This window comes from Streptomyces sp. NPDC048612, assembly GCF_043199295.1.
Classification (GTDB): domain Bacteria; phylum Actinomycetota; class Actinomycetes; order Streptomycetales; family Streptomycetaceae; genus Streptomyces.
On sequence record NZ_JBICVV010000002.1, the window covers coordinates 576,543 to 593,903 of the forward strand.

The 17,361-nt window shown below is 72.0% G+C and carries 16 protein-coding genes and 1 pseudogene; 6 read left to right on the forward strand and 11 right to left on the reverse strand.

Annotated elements, in window-relative coordinates; translation table 11 throughout:
- Positions 1–93 precede the first annotated feature (93 nt).
- Complete coding sequence (locus ACGFN2_RS05875) at positions 94–537, reverse strand: heme-binding protein (protein ID WP_393357822.1); 444 nt, start codon at positions 535–537, stop codon at positions 94–96.
- Positions 538–638: 101 nt separating this feature from the next.
- On the reverse strand, positions 639–1,856 hold the full coding sequence (locus ACGFN2_RS05880; protein WP_393357824.1) for an MFS transporter: 1,218 nt from the start codon (positions 1,854–1,856) through the stop codon (positions 639–641).
- Positions 1,857–1,993: 137 nt separating this feature from the next.
- Here ACGFN2_RS05880 and ACGFN2_RS05885 point away from each other — a divergent pair, with 137 nt between their 5' ends.
- Both ACGFN2_RS05885 and ACGFN2_RS05890 read left to right on the forward strand, forming a co-directional pair.
- Entirely contained in the window at positions 1,994–2,512 is a 519-nt protein-coding gene (locus ACGFN2_RS05885) for a MarR family transcriptional regulator (RefSeq protein ID WP_362600297.1), read from the forward strand.
- Positions 2,513–2,607: 95 nt separating this feature from the next.
- Positions 2,608–3,060: a GNAT family N-acetyltransferase gene (locus ACGFN2_RS05890; RefSeq protein WP_393357827.1), complete on the forward strand. Its 453-nt coding sequence runs from the start codon at positions 2,608–2,610 to the stop codon at positions 3,058–3,060.
- Positions 3,061–3,096: 36 nt separating this feature from the next.
- Here the strand turns inward: ACGFN2_RS05890 and ACGFN2_RS05895 are convergent, their stop codons facing one another.
- The 6 genes from ACGFN2_RS05895 to ACGFN2_RS05920 form a co-directional block, all read right to left on the reverse strand.
- Complete coding sequence (locus ACGFN2_RS05895) at positions 3,097–3,843, reverse strand: helix-turn-helix domain-containing protein (RefSeq protein ID WP_362600301.1); 747 nt, start codon at positions 3,841–3,843, stop codon at positions 3,097–3,099.
- A gap of 696 nt (positions 3,844–4,539) precedes the next feature.
- Positions 4,540–5,676: a pyridoxal-phosphate-dependent aminotransferase family protein gene (locus ACGFN2_RS05900; protein WP_393358016.1), complete on the reverse strand. Its 1,137-nt coding sequence runs from the start codon at positions 5,674–5,676 to the stop codon at positions 4,540–4,542.
- Between the two features lie 101 nt (positions 5,677–5,777).
- Positions 5,778–7,226: a serine hydrolase domain-containing protein gene (locus ACGFN2_RS05905; protein WP_393357829.1), complete on the reverse strand. Its 1,449-nt coding sequence runs from the start codon at positions 7,224–7,226 to the stop codon at positions 5,778–5,780.
- Between the two features lie 49 nt (positions 7,227–7,275).
- Positions 7,276–7,977 (reverse strand): hypothetical protein, encoded by a 702-nt coding sequence (locus ACGFN2_RS05910; protein WP_362600312.1) that lies wholly within the window; start codon positions 7,975–7,977, stop codon positions 7,276–7,278.
- Positions 7,978–8,008: 31 nt separating this feature from the next.
- Positions 8,009–9,271 (reverse strand): MerR family transcriptional regulator, encoded by a 1,263-nt coding sequence (locus ACGFN2_RS05915; protein WP_393357831.1) that lies wholly within the window; start codon positions 9,269–9,271, stop codon positions 8,009–8,011.
- Between the two features lie 87 nt (positions 9,272–9,358).
- The gene (locus ACGFN2_RS05920) at positions 9,359–10,333 is read right to left on the reverse strand and encodes a GlxA family transcriptional regulator (protein WP_393357833.1); all 975 of its coding nucleotides are present in this window, start codon (positions 10,331–10,333) and stop codon (positions 9,359–9,361) included.
- Positions 10,334–10,475: 142 nt separating this feature from the next.
- On the opposite strand from ACGFN2_RS05920, the gene ACGFN2_RS05925 reads away from it, so the two are divergent.
- Positions 10,476–11,444, forward strand: a complete 969-nt coding sequence (locus ACGFN2_RS05925; protein ID WP_393357835.1) for an NADP-dependent oxidoreductase — start codon at positions 10,476–10,478, stop codon at positions 11,442–11,444.
- A gap of 55 nt (positions 11,445–11,499) precedes the next feature.
- Here ACGFN2_RS05925 and ACGFN2_RS05930 read toward each other — a convergent pair whose 3' ends face one another.
- Positions 11,500–12,345: a helix-turn-helix transcriptional regulator gene (locus tag ACGFN2_RS05930; protein WP_393357837.1), complete on the reverse strand. Its 846-nt coding sequence runs from the start codon at positions 12,343–12,345 to the stop codon at positions 11,500–11,502.
- 48 nt (positions 12,346–12,393) lie between these two features.
- On the opposite strand from ACGFN2_RS05930, the pseudogene ACGFN2_RS05935 reads away from it, so the two are divergent.
- A pseudogene (locus ACGFN2_RS05935) lies at positions 12,394–12,540 on the forward strand (SDR family NAD(P)-dependent oxidoreductase); the annotation flags it as partial.
- Positions 12,541–12,630: 90 nt separating this feature from the next.
- Here ACGFN2_RS05935 and dnaB read toward each other — a convergent pair.
- Positions 12,631–14,109: a replicative DNA helicase gene (dnaB, locus tag ACGFN2_RS05940; protein ID WP_235463802.1), complete on the reverse strand. Its 1,479-nt coding sequence runs from the start codon at positions 14,107–14,109 to the stop codon at positions 12,631–12,633.
- A 459-nt stretch (positions 14,110–14,568) separates the two neighbouring features.
- Between dnaB and ACGFN2_RS05945 the strand changes: the two genes are divergently transcribed.
- Positions 14,569–15,906, forward strand: a complete 1,338-nt coding sequence (locus ACGFN2_RS05945) for an MATE family efflux transporter (protein ID WP_393357839.1) — start codon at positions 14,569–14,571, stop codon at positions 15,904–15,906.
- 42 nt (positions 15,907–15,948) lie between these two features.
- Positions 15,949–16,824: a trypsin-like serine peptidase gene (locus ACGFN2_RS05950; RefSeq protein WP_393357841.1), complete on the forward strand. Its 876-nt coding sequence runs from the start codon at positions 15,949–15,951 to the stop codon at positions 16,822–16,824.
- A 79-nt stretch (positions 16,825–16,903) separates the two neighbouring features.
- Here ACGFN2_RS05950 and rplI read toward each other — a convergent pair whose 3' ends face one another.
- Positions 16,904–17,350: a 50S ribosomal protein L9 gene (gene rplI / locus ACGFN2_RS05955; protein ID WP_362600333.1), complete on the reverse strand. Its 447-nt coding sequence runs from the start codon at positions 17,348–17,350 to the stop codon at positions 16,904–16,906.
- Between the last annotated feature and the right edge of the window lie 11 nt (positions 17,351–17,361).

A 17,361-nucleotide genomic window follows, 5' to 3' on the forward strand; every position in this document is an offset into this window, starting at 1 on the left:
GGCGCGGAGGCCGGAGCGGGCGAGCCGGTGTCGGGCGAGCCGGTGTCGGGCGAGACCGACGTGAGACCAGGCCAATGTCGGGCCAGGCCGGTGTCAGACGAGGTCGGCCTCCGCTGTCGCCGCGGTGACGATCCGGTGGTCCTGTTCGGGGGCGCCGCCACCGAAGCCGAGCGCGCCGATCAGCCGGCCGTCCCGGTGCAGCGGCACACCGCCCGCGAGGAAGAGCAGCGGGCGGTCCAGCGCCGTGGGCAGCGTGTGGAAGAGCCCGTCGGGGCGTACCAGGTCGACGAGGTCGGCGGTCGGGGCGTCCAACTGCAGGGCGGTGTACGCCTTGCGGGTGCTGGTCTCCCCAGAGATCAGCACGGCGGTGTCGTCCCGCCGGAAGCCGAGCAGGTGACCGCCCGCGTCCAGAACGGTGACGCTGCCCTTGACCCCGAGGTCGTCGGCGGCACGGACGGCGGCCTCGATCAGGGCCTCGGCCTCGCCGGTGGTGAGGGGGCGGACGGTGGGAGCGGCAGTGGGGGTGGTGGTGCTCATGAGGAGGTCCTTGGGGGTGTGGTGGCGCGGGCCGTGCCGGGGGTGCGCGGAGCGCCGGTGATACAGGGGTCTCGTGGGGAGGGGTGGTGCGGACGCGGCCTTCAGCCGTGTGCCGGGACGGGGTCGTCGGCGGCCACGGTGGGTCCGTCGGAGGCCACGGCCTGGCCGCGGCCGGTCTGACGCCGCTCCAGGGCGGAGGCGAATATCGCCACGCCGAGCGCCGCGACGGTCATCAGGGCACCGACCCAGTTGGGCGCGGTGTAGCCCAGGCCGGCCGAGATGACGATCCCGCCGAGCCAAGCGGCCAGTGCGTTGCCGAAGTTGAAGGCCGCGATGTTGCCGGCCGAGGCGAGGGTGGGCGCCGAAGCGGCCTGGTCCATCACCCGCTTCTGCAGCGGTGGCACGGTGGCGAAGCCGAAGATGCCGATCAGCGCGATGGTGACGGTGGCGGCGGTCTTGTCGTGCGCGGTGAAGGTGAACGCGGCCAGTGAGAGCGCCAGACCGGTCAACGACACATACAGCATCGGCATCATGGCGCGGTCGGTGAACCGGCCGGAGACCAGGTTTCCGCCGACCATGCCGAGGCCGAAGACGGCCGTCAGCCAGATCACGGAGGACGGTGCGAAGCCGGTGACCTCGGTCATCATTGAGGCGAGGTAGGTGACGGCGGCGAAGACACCGCCGAAGCCCAGGATCGTCATCAGCATCGCGAGGCCGACCTGGGGGTTGCGGAACACGGCGAGTTCGCTGCCCAGGGGAGCGGCCGCCTTCGCCCGCTGTGCGGGGACCAGCCGGAGGATTCCCAGCAGGCCGAGCACGCCGAGCGCGGTGATGGCGTAGAAGGTGAATCGCCAGTCGAAGTGCTGGCTGAGCATGGTGCCGGCCGGGACGCCCACGACGTTGGCGACGGTCAGACCGCTGAACATGAGCGAGAGGGCGGTGGCCCGCTTCTGGGGTGCGACGAGGTCGGCGGCCACCAGCGCGCCGATGCCGAAGAACGCGCCATGCGTGAACGCGGCCACGATCCGCCCGGCCAGCATGATCCCGAAGTTGGGCGCGAGGGCCGTGAGCAGATTGCCGACGATGAACAGGCCCATCAGCAGCATCAGCATCTGCTTGCGGGTGAAGCGGGTGCCGAGAGCCGTCATCAGCGGCGCTCCGACGACCACACCGAGTGCATAGAGGGTGGTCGCGTATCCGGCAAGGGGGATGGAGACACCGAAGCCGGCCGCCATGTCGGGCAGCAGACCCATGACCGCGAACTCGGTCGTTCCGATCCCGAAGGCACCGATGGCGAGAGCCAGGAGTGCGAGAGGCATGACGGAGTGATCCCTTCACATCATTGCGTGCATCACTTACGAGCGTTCACAATAATTGCATGCGCGGGTTAATTGCAAGCGCCGTATATTTCGGAGGTGGCCTATCCTGGTTCCCGCGCCCCTTGAGGAGGTCTTCGATGACGCAGCAGACACGGGACACGCAGGAGACGGCGGCCCCGGAGCCGGCAGCGGCCGCGCCCGGCTGCACCCCGGCGGAGCCCCTGGGCCTGGCACAGGGCTGGTGCGCCCTGTCCGCACTGCACGGCCGGATCGAGTCGCACATCGAGCGCGCGCTGCAGACCGCTCACGACCTCAGCGTCCGGGAGTTCTCGGTCCTCAACGTGCTCAGCGAGCAGCACGACGGGCCGGGCGGTCATCTGCGGATGCACCAGGTCGCGGACTCCGTCGTCCTCAGCCAGAGCGCCACGACCCGCCTGGTCACCCGGCTCGAGGAGCGCGGGCTGCTCTCGCGCTACCTGTGCCCCGACGACCGGCGCGGCATCTACACCAACGTGACCCCCGATGGCCTCGCGCTCCTGGTGGAGGCCCGGCCCACCCACGACGGCGCGCTGCGCGAAGCGCTCAAGGACGCCTCGCAGCGCCCCGAACTGGCACCATTGGTCAACGCCGTCGAGACGCTCGCGCCACAGAAGTGACGCTGGCCGGCGGAGGAGAGGCGGGCCTGCGGCGGTAAGGGCGGCAGGCTTGCCTGCCCGCTGCCCCCGTGATTGCACGGCATAAGGTCGCGCCCATGAGCGATATCGAGATACGCCGCGCGACCGCGTCCGATCTTCCCGCCATTGTCGCGATGCTCGCCGACGACCCCCTGGGCGCCACCCGCGAGTCACCGGACGACCTGACTCCGTACCGCGCCGCGTTCGAAGCGCTCGCCACCGATCCGCAGCAGCACCTGGTCGTGGCGGACCGTGCCGGCCGGACGGTCGGCACCCTCCAGCTCACCGTCATCCCGGGCCTGTCCCGGCGCGGAGCCACCCGCTCGGTCATCGAGGGCGTACGGGTCCACCGTGACGAGCGCGGCGGGGGCCTCGGCACCCAGCTCATCGAGTGGGCGGTCACGGAGTCCCGCACACTCGGCTGTCAGATGGTGCAGCTCACCTCGGACGCGACCCGGATCGACGCACACCGCTTCTACGAGCGCCTCGGGTTCGAGGCCTCGCACCTGGGGTTCAAGCTCCCGCTCTGAGGAACGGGCGGTCGGCCGACACCCGGCCGCGCCTGCTCATGTCCGGCGCGTACGCCCCCGCGCCCGGTGCGCCTTCTGCCGGCAGGCACCACCGCAGTAGCGTGCGGGCCGGCCCGTGCGTGCCGCCGCGATGGCCGCACCGCACACCCCACATCGCGATACGTTACGTTTCACCGGCTCGGGGCCGAGTTCCGTTACCACGCGTTCCGGTCGCAGCGCATCGCACATCAGCGCCGTCATCCGGCTCGGAACGCCGCCCTCGTCCCCGGTTCCCGCCACGGCCCGCTCCATCGAAAGACAGCCGACCAGCAGCGCCCTGAGGTCGGCTATCCCGACGTCCTGCCGTACGGCATCCGCCGCCTGAGCCCTTCTGAGCAGGACTTCCAGCGCGTCATCGAAGTCCTGCCCGACTCCCGGCGAGGGCTCGAAGCGCCCCGCACCGGCCGCCTCCAGCGCATCGCACAACGCCCTGTTCCGTGACGCGAGCCGTACCACCGAGGACAGAAAGCGAAAGAAGACCGGTCCGGGGTCCGGAACCTCGGCCAAGTCCCTGGCGGTGTCGGCAAAAAGCTCGATCCGGTCCACGATCGTCGCCCTGAACAGGGCTTCCTTGGACGGGAAATGGCGATAGACGGTGCCGGCACCGACCCCAGCGCGGCGTGCGATCTCGCCGAGCGGAACCCTCAACCCCTGCTCCTCGAAGGCGAATCGGGCCGCCTGAAGCACCAGTGCCCTGTTGCGCCGCGCATCCGCACGGGAGGGTGCCGCACCGCCGTCCGCCACTGCCGTGCCTCCTGAAAACGCTCGATGCCGGGTCCCGCATGCCGCGATTTTCAAACGGGTCGTTCGTTCCGATTCTATGGGACGGTCTGAGCAAGATCGTTAACGGCTCGGCCGTCGCGCCGGCGGGATGCGCCGGACGGCTGGGCGGCGCGGTGGCCGTCGGCGGCCGGAGGGTGGCGGACGGCGGGGACGCCGGGCATCGGACGGCGGACGGCGGACGGCGGACGGCGGACGGCCCGACCGTGAAGGCGCTCGCCCACGACGGCGCTCGCCCCTGATCCGGCGGGCCCGGTACGCGCCAGCCGGTGGCCCGGCGCACCCTGGCCACCGGCTCCGGCACGCCAGACGGACAGACCGCCGAGAGGTCAGCCCGCGCCACGCCAGAGCCCACGCCAGAGCCCACGCCAGAGCCCACCAGCACCTACGGCGTCTTCAGCGTCCAGCCTGCCCCCGCACCCCCGAGCCCGCCACCGGGCTGCCTCCGGCGGGACAAGACCGCGAGCCCACCGCCACGCCGTAGGCCCGCGGCCGCCTCCGCGCGCGTACGCCTCCCCGTCCGCTGCGCCACCAACAGCGCCTGCGCACAAGGTGTTTCACGTGAAACGACGCCGCGTCCTGGCATGCGTGTGGGGTCGTGTTTCACGTGAAACACGACCCCACATCGACAGCTCGCCTGCGGCCAGGCGCTTGCCCGGCTCAGCCGGTGACCACCGCGTCCCACGCCGCGCCCGCAGCCTGGGCCGCGGCCTCAGCGTCCACGGACACGCCCAGCGCCCGCAGTCCGCCCGCCAGCGCCCGCAGCGAGGCCGTGACCACCGCCCGGTCGGCGGCGCGGCCATAGTGGTTCACCCGGATCATTTCCTTGGCCAGCGCGCCAGCCGCTGCCTGCACCGGCACCGCTGCGTCCTGCGCTACTGCGGCCGTCACGACCTCCCGCGCGTCCACGCCCTCGGGCGCCCGGAGCGTGGTGGCGACCGGCGCCGCGTCCTCTTCGCGCACGACATACGGAGCGAGCCCGCCCAGCGCCCGCACGCCGGCCCTGGTGGCCGCGGCCGCCGCCCGGTGCCGGGTGAGCACCGCCTCCAGACCTTCGGCCTCCAGACGGTCCGCGGCCTGCTCCAGCGCGAGCATCTCCAGCTGCGCAGGAGCATGCGGAAGTGCGGTCCGGCCGCCGTCGATCCAGCGCTCCTTCCAGTCCAGCAGCGAGAGATACGAGCGCCGCGGTGCCTGCTCGTTGGCGGCGATCCGCTCCCAGGCACGGGGGCTGACCGACGCCACCGACACCCCGGCGGGCCCGGCCATCGCCTTCTGCCCGCCGATCACACAGAGGTCCACGCCCCACTCGTCGGTGAGCAGCGGCTCGGCGCCCACCGAGGCGACCGCGTCCAGCATCAGCAGGGCACCGTGCTCCCGCACCACCGCGCCGATCTCGGCGACGGGGTTGGTGTTGCCGGTGGCCGCCTCGGCGTGCACCAGGCTCACGAAGTCGATCTCGGGGCGCTCGCGCAGCGCCTCCGCCACCTGCTGCGGGGTGACCGCCCCCGTGAACGGTGCGGTGACGGTGACCACCTCGGCGCCGCAGGAACGCAGCCAGCCGCCGAAGGTCTCACCGTACGGACCGGTGATGATGTTGAGCGCGGTGCTGCCGGGCCGCACCGCCGAGCGGATGCAGGCCTCCAGGGGCAGCAGCGCCTCGCCCTGCATCGCCACGACATCGCAACGGGTACCCATCAGGGCCGCCACCTTGTCCTCGATCCGCGCGAAGTGGGCCGCGGTGAGCGGCGGCAGATCGAGCAGGTCCGGGGCGGCGGAGTTCGCGGTCGGATCAGACACAGCAGTCACAGGGCCTTCCAGCGGTAGCGAGCCGGCTCGGCGCGGCTCCTGACATCGGGATCGACTGTACGTCCGTGCGCCGGGCCCCCGCCGTACGGGCCTCAGGTCCGCCAGCCCTCCGCATCCACCCCGCCGGGCACCGGTGCCGACGGCTCGTACGGACCGCGGGTGAACACGAAGGTGCCGAGGTCCAGATGGCTGACCGCCCCGTCCCGGTCCCGCCCCACCCGCAGCGTCTCGCCCTCGTAATAGCCGTCCAGCCCGGTCCATGTGCCGTCGCTCTCGGCCCGGAACCGCGCGCCGCGGCCCGTCCCGGACAGCGGGGTGAGCTCCAGTCCGCGCCCGGCCCGCAGCCGCAGCGCATGGGGGTTCGCGCCCCAGTACCAGGGGCCGGTCAGCGCCAGCAGCTCCGGATCATCCAGCGGTTCGGGCAGCGGACGCCAGGGCTCGGGGATGCGGGGTTCGTGTGTGCGGACGATCCCGATGAGGTCGGCGGCGACGGCCCCGGCCGCCGGGCCCGAGGTGCAGTTGGTGAGGACGACCCCGGCCAGGTCCTCCTCGGCATCGGTCCACAGCGCCGCCAGGAACCCGGGCATCGAGCCCTGGTGCCCGACCAGCAGCCGCCCCTCCCGCCGCAGCATCTGCACGCCCAGCCCGTAGCCCGCCTCCCATGTCCCGCTCTCCGGCGGCACGGCCGGTGTCCGCAGCTCCGCCAGGCTCGCCGCGCCCAGCACCCGCGCGTCGCCCCGCAGCAGGAACGCCGCCCAGCGGCACAGGTCCTGGACCGTCGACCACAGCTGCCCCGCCGGGCCCATCAGGCCGGTGTCCTCGGCCGGCTCCGGCAGCAGCGCGTCGGCCCATGGGTGCACCGCCCAGCCATGCGCGTACGGCGCTTCCGGCAGCAGCGTCGTACGGCTCATGCCCAGCGGCTCCAGGACCTCGCGCCGCAGGACCTCGCCCCACGGGACTCCGTCCCGCAGCCGTTCGACCAGCGCGCCGAGCAGGGCGTAGCCGAGGTTGGAGTAGTGGTGCCGCCCGGCCGGAACCCGCTGCGGGCGCTCGCCGAAGAGGTCGGCCGGCTCGGGCCGCAGCTCGCCCGTGGTCCGCTCCCACCACGGGCCCCGCGGCTCGGCCGCCAACCCCGCACTGTGGGAGAGCAGTTGCGCGAGCGTCGCGTCCGGCACCGGAGTGTCCTCCAGGTACCTGCCGACCGGGTCCTCCAGCCGCAGCAGCCCCTCGTCCCGCAGCCGCAGCACCAGCACGGCGACAAAGGTCTTGGTGAGCGATCCGATCCGGTACTGCACATCGCCGTGCGGTACCTCCCCGTCCACCGAGCCCAGGCCCCCGGTCCACACCGCCCGTCCGTCACGGATGACCGCGCCCGTCATCGACGGCGTGCGCCCCTCGGACTGGCCGACCGCCAGCCGGTGCAGCAACGCCCGCCGTGTCGGCGGCAGCAGCTCAGCGAACTCGTCGGCGGCAGCGGCCACGCTCAGCCCCTGGCCGACGGGCTCGGGGCGGGAAGACTCCGGGGACGGGGGGACGGTCATGGCGCTCCTCAACAGCGAATCCGGCTCGGCCGGGCCCATCCTCGCCGTCTCACCGGAGCGCGGGCGACCCGATTACCGCGCCCAGTGCGGTCTGCTCGTCCTCCGGCAGCCTCCGCGACGCATGCACCATGTGCAGCGCGGACCGCAGCCGCACCCGGTCAGCGGCCGTGCCGAGGAAGCCGAGGTAGGCGGGGAGTGCCAGTCCCAGCGCCATCAGCTCGCCCCGCGCACACCACCGCGACACCAGCTCCCGCACCCGCCCGTCGACCGCCTCGTCGAGGAGCCGCGGCGCCCCCGCATCGGCGGCTTCCTCCCCCGCGGAGTCGTCGCACGCCACGGCCGCCTCCCGCAGCCCCGCCGCGATCGCGAAGCGGTTCCAGTCGCCGTACTGCCCCTCGGGAGCCTGCTCCACCCGCTCCGCGGCCCGCACGAGATACGTATGCGCCGCAGCCGTCCGGCCGAGCTGACGGCAGGCCTGCCCCATGTTCAGGAACAACGACGCGTAGAAGCCCGCCACCCGCTCGTCACCCACCCGGTCGGCGCGGTCCAGGCACTTCTGATTCCAACGGAGCGTCTCCTCGGGCGAGTTCTGGTGCCGTGCGAGGTAGTGCGCGGCGATGCACGCCTCGTAGTCGTCGGTGGCCTCGTCCCACGCCTGCTGGAAGAGTGCGCGCGCCGCACCCGCCCGGCCCTCCGCCTCGGCCTGCATCCCCGCCACGCACAGGCGCACCACGGGCAGTTCCGTATCCATCAGTCCGCTCCCCTCCTCAAGTCCGCATCTCTCATCCGTTCTCATTGGCCGGCCCCCGGTCTCGGCCTCGGTCGCCGGTGCGCCCGGCACCGGCGCGGTCCGGTGCGGCGGTCTCGCGCACCGGCATCACCAAGGTCGTGAAACTTCCCTGGTCGGCGGAGCGGACCAGGACGGGCCGGTCCGGCGCGGTGATCTCCAGCAGCACATCCGGCCCCACCCCGGCCTCCAGCGCGGGCACCAGCACGGCCGGGTCGAAGGAGATCCGCAGCCCCGGCCGGGTGTGCACCATCCGCATCCGGACGGCCTCCCGGCCCCCGCCCGTCACCTCCAGCACCAGCCCGGCCGCGAGATTCCCCCGGTCTCCTGCCGGGTCCGGAGCCGGCGGACCGCCCGCGTCCGTCCCGTCCCGCCGGTTCGCGCCGACCACCGCCAGGGACACCGGCCCCGCCCGCCCGGTCACCGCGTCCCGCAACCCCATCCGGTCGACGATGACCCGGTGCCGCCCCGCCTCCAGGCCCTCCAGCAGCAGCCGGTGGTCCGGAAAGTCACCGGGCTCCCCGCCACCGCTCCGCCCCGGCCCGGCGCCCTCCGGCACCTCCCGGCAGTCCGCCCCGCTCCACAGCCGGACGCTCACCGCGTCCCCCGCGCACTCGATGTCGACCGTCACCTGCCGGACGGCCCACTCCGCCAGGCTCCGTGCCGTGTCCGCGGCGATCAACACCCGCCGCGGACCGCCCTCGAACGTCTCCGGCCGCAGCACCCGCACCGCCAGCCGGTAGCGGTCCGTCGCCACCCAGCGCACCTCGCCGTCGACGAGTTCGAGCAGCACACAGCCCAGCACCGGAAACTCCGCCCGGGCCGCACCGGTGGCGGCCGCGGGCGCCACCTGCCGTACCGCACTGGCGAGTTCGGCTCCCCCCACCCGCGCCCGTGCCCGGCTCCCGTCCTCCGGGGCGGCGGCCACCTCCCGCAGCAGCCCCTGCACGACGTCCCGTGCCTCGTCCGCCGTCCGCCGGGTGCGCTCCAGATGGGCCCGCAGTACGGCACGCGCCGCGTCCTCGGGGCCGTCCAGCACCACCGCGGCATCCACCAGCGGCAGCCCCGCCGCCCGCAACTGCCGCAGCGTCACCGCCCGCGCGGTCTGTCCCGTCCCGTAGCGCCGGTACCCCGTCACGGCATCCACCCGCGCCGGCCGCAGCAGCCCGCAGTCGTCGTAGAACCGCAGGGCACTCGGCGCGAGCCCCACCCGGCGGGCGAAGACGCCGATGGTCAGCAGCTGTCCGGTGTCGTCCATGGACGCGATTGTGGAGCTTCGACCAGGCTGAAGGTCAACGCCGCCGGCGCTCCCGGGCGGTGCCACGGCCGGTCGTGCCGCGCCGGTTCAGGCGGTCATTTCCGCGGCGCTCCGGAACGTCCGCCGGTAGGCCAGCGGTGCCACCCCCACCGCGCTGTGCAGATGCTGGCGCAGCGAGGTCCCGGTGCCGAAGCCCGCGTGATGGGCGACGAGGTCGATCGGCCAGTCCGTGGTCTCCAGCAGATGCCGGGCGCGCTCGATGCGCTGTCCGGCGAGCCACTGCCCCGGACTCATACCGACCTCGTCGCGGAACCGCCGGGTGAGGGTGCGCACGCTGACCCGGGCGTGCGCGGCGAGGTCGGTCAGGGCGAGCGGCTCACCGAGACGTTCCAGGGCCCAGGCGCGGGTGGCGGCGGTGCCGCCCGCCGAGGGTTCCGGCACCGGCTGCCGGATGAACTGGGCCTGTCCACCGTCCCGCCAGGGCGGCACCACACACAGCCGGGCCACCTCGTTGGCGACGGCGCTGCCGTGGTCACGGCGCACGAGGTGTACACACAGATCCACCCCGGCGGCGGCTCCGGCCGAGGTGAGGACATCACCGTCGTCGACGAACAGCACATGGGGATCGACCCGGACGGTGGTGAAGAGCCGTTGCAGTTCGGTGGCCTCCCGCCAGTGTGTGGTGGCCGGCCGGTGATCGAGCAGCCCGGCGGCGGCGAGGACGAAGGCCCCGGTGCAGATGGCGACCATGCGCGTACCGGGCCGGACGTACGCCAGCGCCACCCGCAGGTCATCGGACAGCCGGCCGTCCTCCCGGTAGCTGTGCGCCCCGTGGGCCGGCGGGATGACGACGGTGTCGACCTGCGCGAGGACGGAGGCGTCCGCGGCGACCGCGATGTCGTAGTCGGCATCGGTGCGCACCGTCCGCCCGTCCAGGCTGCAGGTGACGACGGAGTAGAGCGGTTCACCGGCGGCGTCCCGGGCCGCGCCGAAGATCCGCGCGGGAATCCCCAGCTCGAAGGGGACGACACCGTCCAGGGCGAGAACTGCGACGCGATGCATGACCCGATTCTTTCAAACGTTGGCCTTTAGGACACCGCCGGGCTCGCGGCCGCCGCGGAATGCTGGCAGCACCTCGGGAAACGCGGCCGCCGGGCGGCACGCGCACCCGCTCCCCGCCACAGGCACAGACGAAGGAGACCCCATGTCCGAGACCGGGAACCCGCAGATGCGGGCCGTCAGCCAGGACACCGCCGGAGGCCCTGAGGTCCTCAAGGTGATCACGACCGACCGGCCGGTGCCCGGCCCCACGGAGATCCTGGTCCGGGTACACGCCGCGGGCGTCAACCCGACCGACTGGAAGACGCGGAGCGGCGGCCGGTTCCTCGACGGCAGCAGCGAGCAGCCGTTCATCCTGGGCTTCGACGTCTCCGGTGTGGTCGAGGCGGTCGGCCTCGGCGTCACCCTCTTCGCGCCGGGCGACCAGGTCTTCGGCATGCCGCACTTCCCCCACCCCGCCGGGGCCTACGCCGAGTACGTCACCGCCCCGGCGCGGCACTTCGCCCACCTTCCCGCCGGCCTGGACCACGTCCACGGCGCCGCGCTCCCGCTGGCGGCGCTGACCGCCTGGCAGGCCCTGGTCGACACCGCGGACGTGCAGCCCGGCGCCCGGGTGCTGATCCACGCTGCGGCGGGCGGCGTCGGTCACCTCGCGGTGCAGATCGCCAAATCCCGCGGCGCGTACGTGATCGGCACCGCCCGGAAGGCCAAGCACGAGTTCCTGCGCGATCTGGGCGCCGATGAACTCGTCGACTACACGGAGCAGGACTTCGCGACCGCGGTACGCGACGTCGACCTCGTCTTCGACACCATCGGCGGTGACTATGTCGCCCGCTCGCTGCGCACCCTGCGCCCCGGGGGTTCGCTGGTCTCGATCGTGCCGCCGGACGACACCTTCCCCGCCGGCCAGGCGCGCGAGGCGGGCGTACGCACGGCGTTCGTCCTCGTCGAGCCCGACCGGTCCGGCCTGCAGGCCGTCGCCGACCTGGTGAACGCCGGAACGCTGCGGGTCAACGTCGAGACGGCCGTCCCGTTGGAGGACGCCGCGAAGGCCCACGCGCTGGGCGAGACGGGCCGCACCACCGGCAAGATCGTCCTGACCGTCGCGCCCTGACGCCGGCCACCGCTCCGAGACCCCACCCCAGTAGGACGCGTTCCTTGCGCGTGTCCTAGGGGTGCGGGTCCCGTGCCGTCCGCCGCCGGGTGGCGTCGAGGGTGCCAAGCAGGGCCAGTGCCTCGGCGCTCGGGCTGCCGGGTTCGGCGTGGTAGATGACGAGTTGCTGGCCGGGGGCATCGCGGACATCAAAGGCCTGGTAGGTGAGGGTGAGGAGCCCGACGTCGGGGTGGTTGAGCAGCTTGGCCTCCCGGGTCTTGCCGCGCACGGTATGGGCCTGCCACAGCGCCGAGAACGCGGGGCTCCGCTCGGTCAGGGTGCCGATGAGCGCGTTCAGCCGGGGGTTGTCGGGATCGCAGCCGGCCGACTGGCGAAGGTTGGCCACGGTGGCCTGTGCGGTCCAGTCCCAGCGGGTGTAGAAGTCCCGGCCGGCCGGATCGAGGAAGGCCATCCGCGCGAGGTTGTCCGCGGGGCTGAAGGGCGCGTACAAGGCGTCGGCCAGGGCGTTCGCGGCCAGAATGTCCAGGGCGCGGTTGACGACGAAGGCCGGCGTGGTGGTGTAGCCGTCCATGAGCTGGCGCAGCTCCGCGCTGACCACGTTCCGCTGCTGCACCGGGCGGTCGTGCGGTGCGATGCCGGCCAGCCGGTGGAGGTGGGCGCGGGCCTCGGAGTCGAGCTGGAACGCCCGGCTGAGGGCGTCGAGGACCTGGGACGAGGGATGGCGCTCCCGGCCCTGTTCGAGGCGCGTGTAGTAGTCGACGTTCACTCCGGCCAGCACGGCGACCTCCTCACGGCGCAGCCCGGCCACTCTCCGTACGCCGTAGCTCGCCATGCCGACGTCCTCCGGCTGCAGACCGGAGCGCCGGGCGCGCAGGAAGTCTCCCAGGGGGTTGTCGGACATACCCCGAGGTTAAGCAGGAGACGCGATGTACTGCCTGGGTGTGGGGCACCCAGGCAACGCCCCACCGGCAACGCCTCGGTGATCAACGCCTCGTCCGTCCTGGGCCTGGTGGGCAGCGGAGCGGCCGCGGCCTACCAGGCGTCCAAGGGCGCGGTACGCCTGCTCAGCAAGACCGCGGCGGTCGAGTACGCCCGCTGGTGGTCGACGGCCTGCTGACGGGCCCGGCCGGACGGTGACGAACCGCCGTGACAACCGCCGGAGTTGCGGGGCCTCACGCCCCACGCCTCAGGTCTGCGCCATGTCCACGAAGCGGGAGTAGTGGCCCTGGAACGCCACGGTGATCGTGGCCGTGGGGCCGTTACGGTGCTTGGCCACGATCAGGTCGGCCTCGCCGGCGCGCGGGGACTCCTTCTCGTAGGCGTCCTCGCGGTGCAGCAGGATGACCATGTCCGCGTCCTGCTCGATGGAACCGGACTCACGGAGGTCGGAGACCATCGGCTTCTTGTCCGTGCGCTGCTCGGGACCACGGTTCAGCTGGGAGAGCGCGATGACCGGGAGTTCCAGCTCCTTCGCCAGCAGCTTGAGGTTACGGGACATGTCCGAGACCTCCTGCTGACGGCTCTCGGCGCGCTTCGAGCCGCCGGACTGCATCAGCTGGAGGTAGTCGATGACCACCAGCTTGAGCTCGTTGCGCTGCTTGAGCCGGCGGCACTTCGCGCGGATCTCCATCATCGAGAGGTTCGGCGAGTCGTCGATGTACAACGGCGCGGCCGAGACGTCCGGCATGCGGCGCGCCAGCCGCGTCCAGTCCTCGTCCGTCATGCTGCCGGAACGCATGTGGTGCAGCGCCACCCGCGCCTCGGCGGACAGCAGACGCATCGCGATCTCGTTGCGCCCCATTTCCAGCGAGAAGATCACGCTCGGCAGGTTGCTCTTGATCGAGCAGGCCCGCGCGAAGTCCAGGGCGAGGGTCGACTTACCCATGGCGGGACGGGCCGCGATCACGATCATCTGGCCCGGGTGCAGGCCGTTGGTCAGCGAGTCCAGGTCGGTGAAGCCGGTCGGCACCCCCGTCATCTGGCCCTGGCGGGAGCCGATCGCCTCGATCTCGTCGAGGGCGCCTTCCATGATGTCGCCGAGCGGAAGGTAGTCCTCGCTGGTCCGCTGCTCCGTGACGGCGTAGATCTCCGCCTGGGCGCTGTTGACGATCTCGTCGACATCGCCGTCCGCGGCGTATCCCATCTGCGTGATCCGGGTACCCGCCTCGACCAGGCGGCGCAGCACGGCCCGCTCATGGACGATCTCGGCGTAGTACTCGGCGTTCGCGGCGGTCGGTACGGACTGGACGAGGGTGTGCAGATACGAGGCGCCGCCGACCCGGGCGATCTCGCCGCGCTTGGTGAGCTCCGCGGCGATGGTGATCGGGTCGGCCGGCTCGCCCTTGGCGTAGAGGTCGAGGATCGCCTGGTAGACCAGCTCATGGGCGGGGCGGTAGAAGTCCTCGCCCTTGAGGACCTCGACGACGTCCGCGATGGCGTCCTTGGACAGCAGCATGCCGCCGAGCACGGACTGCTCGGCGTCCAGATCCTGCGGAGGGACCCGCTCGAAGCCGCCGTTCCAGGAGCCGCCGCCGTCGTCGTCACGGTCCTGCCGGTCGCCGCGGCCGCGCCCCTTGCCCTCGCCCCGCCGGGAGCGTGCGGCCGGCAGCAGGTCGCTGGGACCGGAGTCCGCCCAGGGGTCTTCCATGGGCTCGGGAATGCTCACCCCGGCACCTCCTCCCGTCCGCGGCGCGGACCTTGCTGTGCGGTTCTTTCTTACGGCACAGCTCTGACAATCGAGACGCCCGACTCCGGTTACGGCGCGTCGAGTTCGGACGATGTCTCATAGCCGGAACAGGCGGCGGGTGCCGGACCACGGTAGGCCCGTGGGCACCGTCCGCCAATCTGGTTATCCACAGGCCATGTGGATGACCGCCCTACAGCTGTGGAGAACTCCCCAGATCCTGTGCACGGCCCGGGGGAAACTTCTGTGGACAAGCCCACACTCACCCCACCCTCAAGCTCCTGACCTGTACTTTCGTCATCCATAGCCTGTGGGGAAGAAAAACTTCCGCCTCCTGTTCAAGATCACGACAAAGGGCGCAGGGGAGGTAACTCCGCACAGCGGAAAGTAAGGACTGCCAAGGGTTTGCATCTCTTACCTGTGGAAGATTAGATTGCGCGCATGACCCAGGCTCCCGCGCCACCGCGCCGCACCGGCCGCCGCCATGACCGCGAGATCATCGCCCTGGCACTGCCCGCCTTCGGCGCCCTGGTCGCGGAACCCCTCTTCGTCATGGCCGACAGCGCCGTCATCGGCCACCTCGGCACCCCCCAGCTCGCCGGCCTCGGGGTGGCGGCCGCCCTGCTGACCACCGCCGTCTCCGTGTTCGTCTTCCTCGCCTACGCCACCACCGCCGCGGTCGCCCGCCGGGTCGGCGCCGGCGACCTGCCCGCCGCCATCCGCCAGGGCATGGACGGCATCTGGCTCGCCCTGCTGCTCGGCGCCGTCGTCATCGCGGTGGTGCTGCCCACCGCCCCGTGGCTCGTCGAGGTCTTCGGCGCCTCCGGCACCGCCGCCCCGTACGCCACGACCTACCTCCGCATCAGCGCGCTCGGCATCCCCGCGATGCTCGTCGTGCTGGCCGCCACCGGCGTGCTCCGCGGCCTCCAGGACACCAGGACCCCGCTCTACGTCGCCGTCGGCGGCTTCTCCGTCAACGCCGCGCTCAACATCGGCCTGGTCTACGGCGCCCGCCTCGGCATCGCGGGCTCCGCCTGGGGCACGGTCCTCGCCCAGTGCGGTATGGCCGCGGTCTACCTCGCCGTGGTCGTCCGCGGCGCACGGCGGCACGGCGCCACGCTGCGTCCCGACGTGGCGGGAATCCGTGCCTCCGCCCAGGCCGGGGTGCCGCTGCTGGTCCGTACGCTCTCGCTGCGCGCGGTGCTGATGATCGCCACGGCCGTCGCCGCCCGGCTCGGCGACGCCGAGATCGCCGCCCACCAGATCGTGCTCACGCTATGGTCCCTGCTGGCCTTCGCGCTGGACGCGATAGCCATCGCCGGGCAGGCCATCATCGGCCGCTACCTCGGCGCGGGGGACCGCGACGGCGCCAGGGCCGCCTGCCGCCGCATGGTCCAGTGGGGCATCGCCGCGGGCCTGGTCCTCGGCGTGCTGGTCGCGCTGGCCCGCCCGCTGTTCATCCCGCTGTTCACCGCCGACCCCGCGGTGCAGGGGCCGCTGCTCAGCACGCTGCTGGTCGTGGCCGCGACCCAGCCGGTCTCCGGCATCGTCTTCATCCTCGACGGCGTGCTGATGGGAGCCGGGGACGGTGCCTATCTCGCCTGGGCCATGGTCGTGACGCTGACCCTGTTCGCGCCGGTGGCACTGGCCGTCCCGCTGCTCGGCGGCGGACTGGTCGCCCTGTGGTGGGCGATGGCCCTGATGATGACCGTGCGGATGCTGACCCTGTGGCTGCGCACCCGGTCGGGCCGGTGGATTGTGACCGGAGCCTCTCGTTGAAGCATCTCCCCGTAACACGCAGTGCGTGTCAATAATGACCCTGTGCACTCACTGGCCAGGAATTCCGTGCTGCCCCTGACGTTCGTCGTCATGCTGGCCGCTGCTGTGGTGGGGTACGCCACGGAGGACGCCGATACGAACAGCGGCAGCGGCAGCGGCGGTGGCCGCAGCAGCTTCGGCAAATCCGGCGAGGCGGGCCAGGACCCCCAGGACCAGGACCCCGCCGCGACGGCCCCGGCCGGCGACGGCAACGCCTACACCCCGCGCCGCACCGAGCAGAACGCCCGGGTCGGTGCGCTCTTCGAGAAGGACGACTCCGGCGACCACTTCTGCACCGCGAGCGTGGTGCAGAGCCCGGGCCGGAACATGCTCATCACCGCGGCGCACTGTGCCTTCGACAGCGATGGCAAAACGCCGGTGGACGACTTGGTCTTCGCTCCCGACTACCGCGACCACGATGAGCCCACCGGCCTGTGGAAGGTCAAGAAGGTGGTCCTCGACGACCGCTGGACCGAGTCCAACGACGAGGACCTCGATGTCGCCTTCCTCGTCCTCGAAAAGAAGAAGGGCAAGCAGATCCAGGACGTCCTCGGCGGGAACACCCTCGGGATCGACCGTGGCTACCGCAACGAGGTCAAGATCACCGGCTACCCCACCAGCCGCGACACCCCGATCTCCTGCCAGAACCGCACCACGAAGTTCAGCAACACCCAGCTGCGCATCCACTGCACCCACTTCGAGGGCGGTACCAGCGGCAGCCCCTGGCTCGCCGACTACGACCCCAAGAGCCACACCGGCACGGTCATCGGCGTCCTGGGCGGCCACGAAGGCGGCGGCGACGAGGACGATGTCTCCTACGCCGCGTACTTCGACGACGACGTCGCCGCCCTCTACAAGCGCGCCCAGGAAGAGCACTGACGCGGTCCGTCCGCGCTCCGCACACGGCGAAGGGCCGCACCCCGGTGACGGGATGCGGCCCTTCGGCGTGGAACTGCGATTACGCGGCGATGACCTCAACGCCGAGCTTCGCCACGACCTCGGCGTGCAGACGCACGGAGATCTGGTGCGCGCCCAGGGTCTTGATCGGCGAACCGAACTCGACACGGCGCTTGTCGACGTCCGGACCACCGGCAGCCTTGATCGCCGAGGCGACGTCGGCCGGGGTGACGGAGCCGAACAGACGACCCGCGTCGCCGGCACGGACGGCCAGCTTCACGTTGACGCCCTCGAGCTGGCCCTTGACCTCGTTGGCCTGCTCGATCGTGGCGATCTCGCGGATCTTGCGACCGCGACGGATCTGCTCGACGTCCTTCTCGCCACCCTTGGTCCAGCGGATCGCGAAACCACGCGGGACCAGGTAGTTACGGGCGTACCCGTCCTTGACGTCAACGACGTCGCCGGCGGTGCCGAGGCCGGAGACCTCGTGGGTGAGGATGATCTTCATGATTCGGTCAC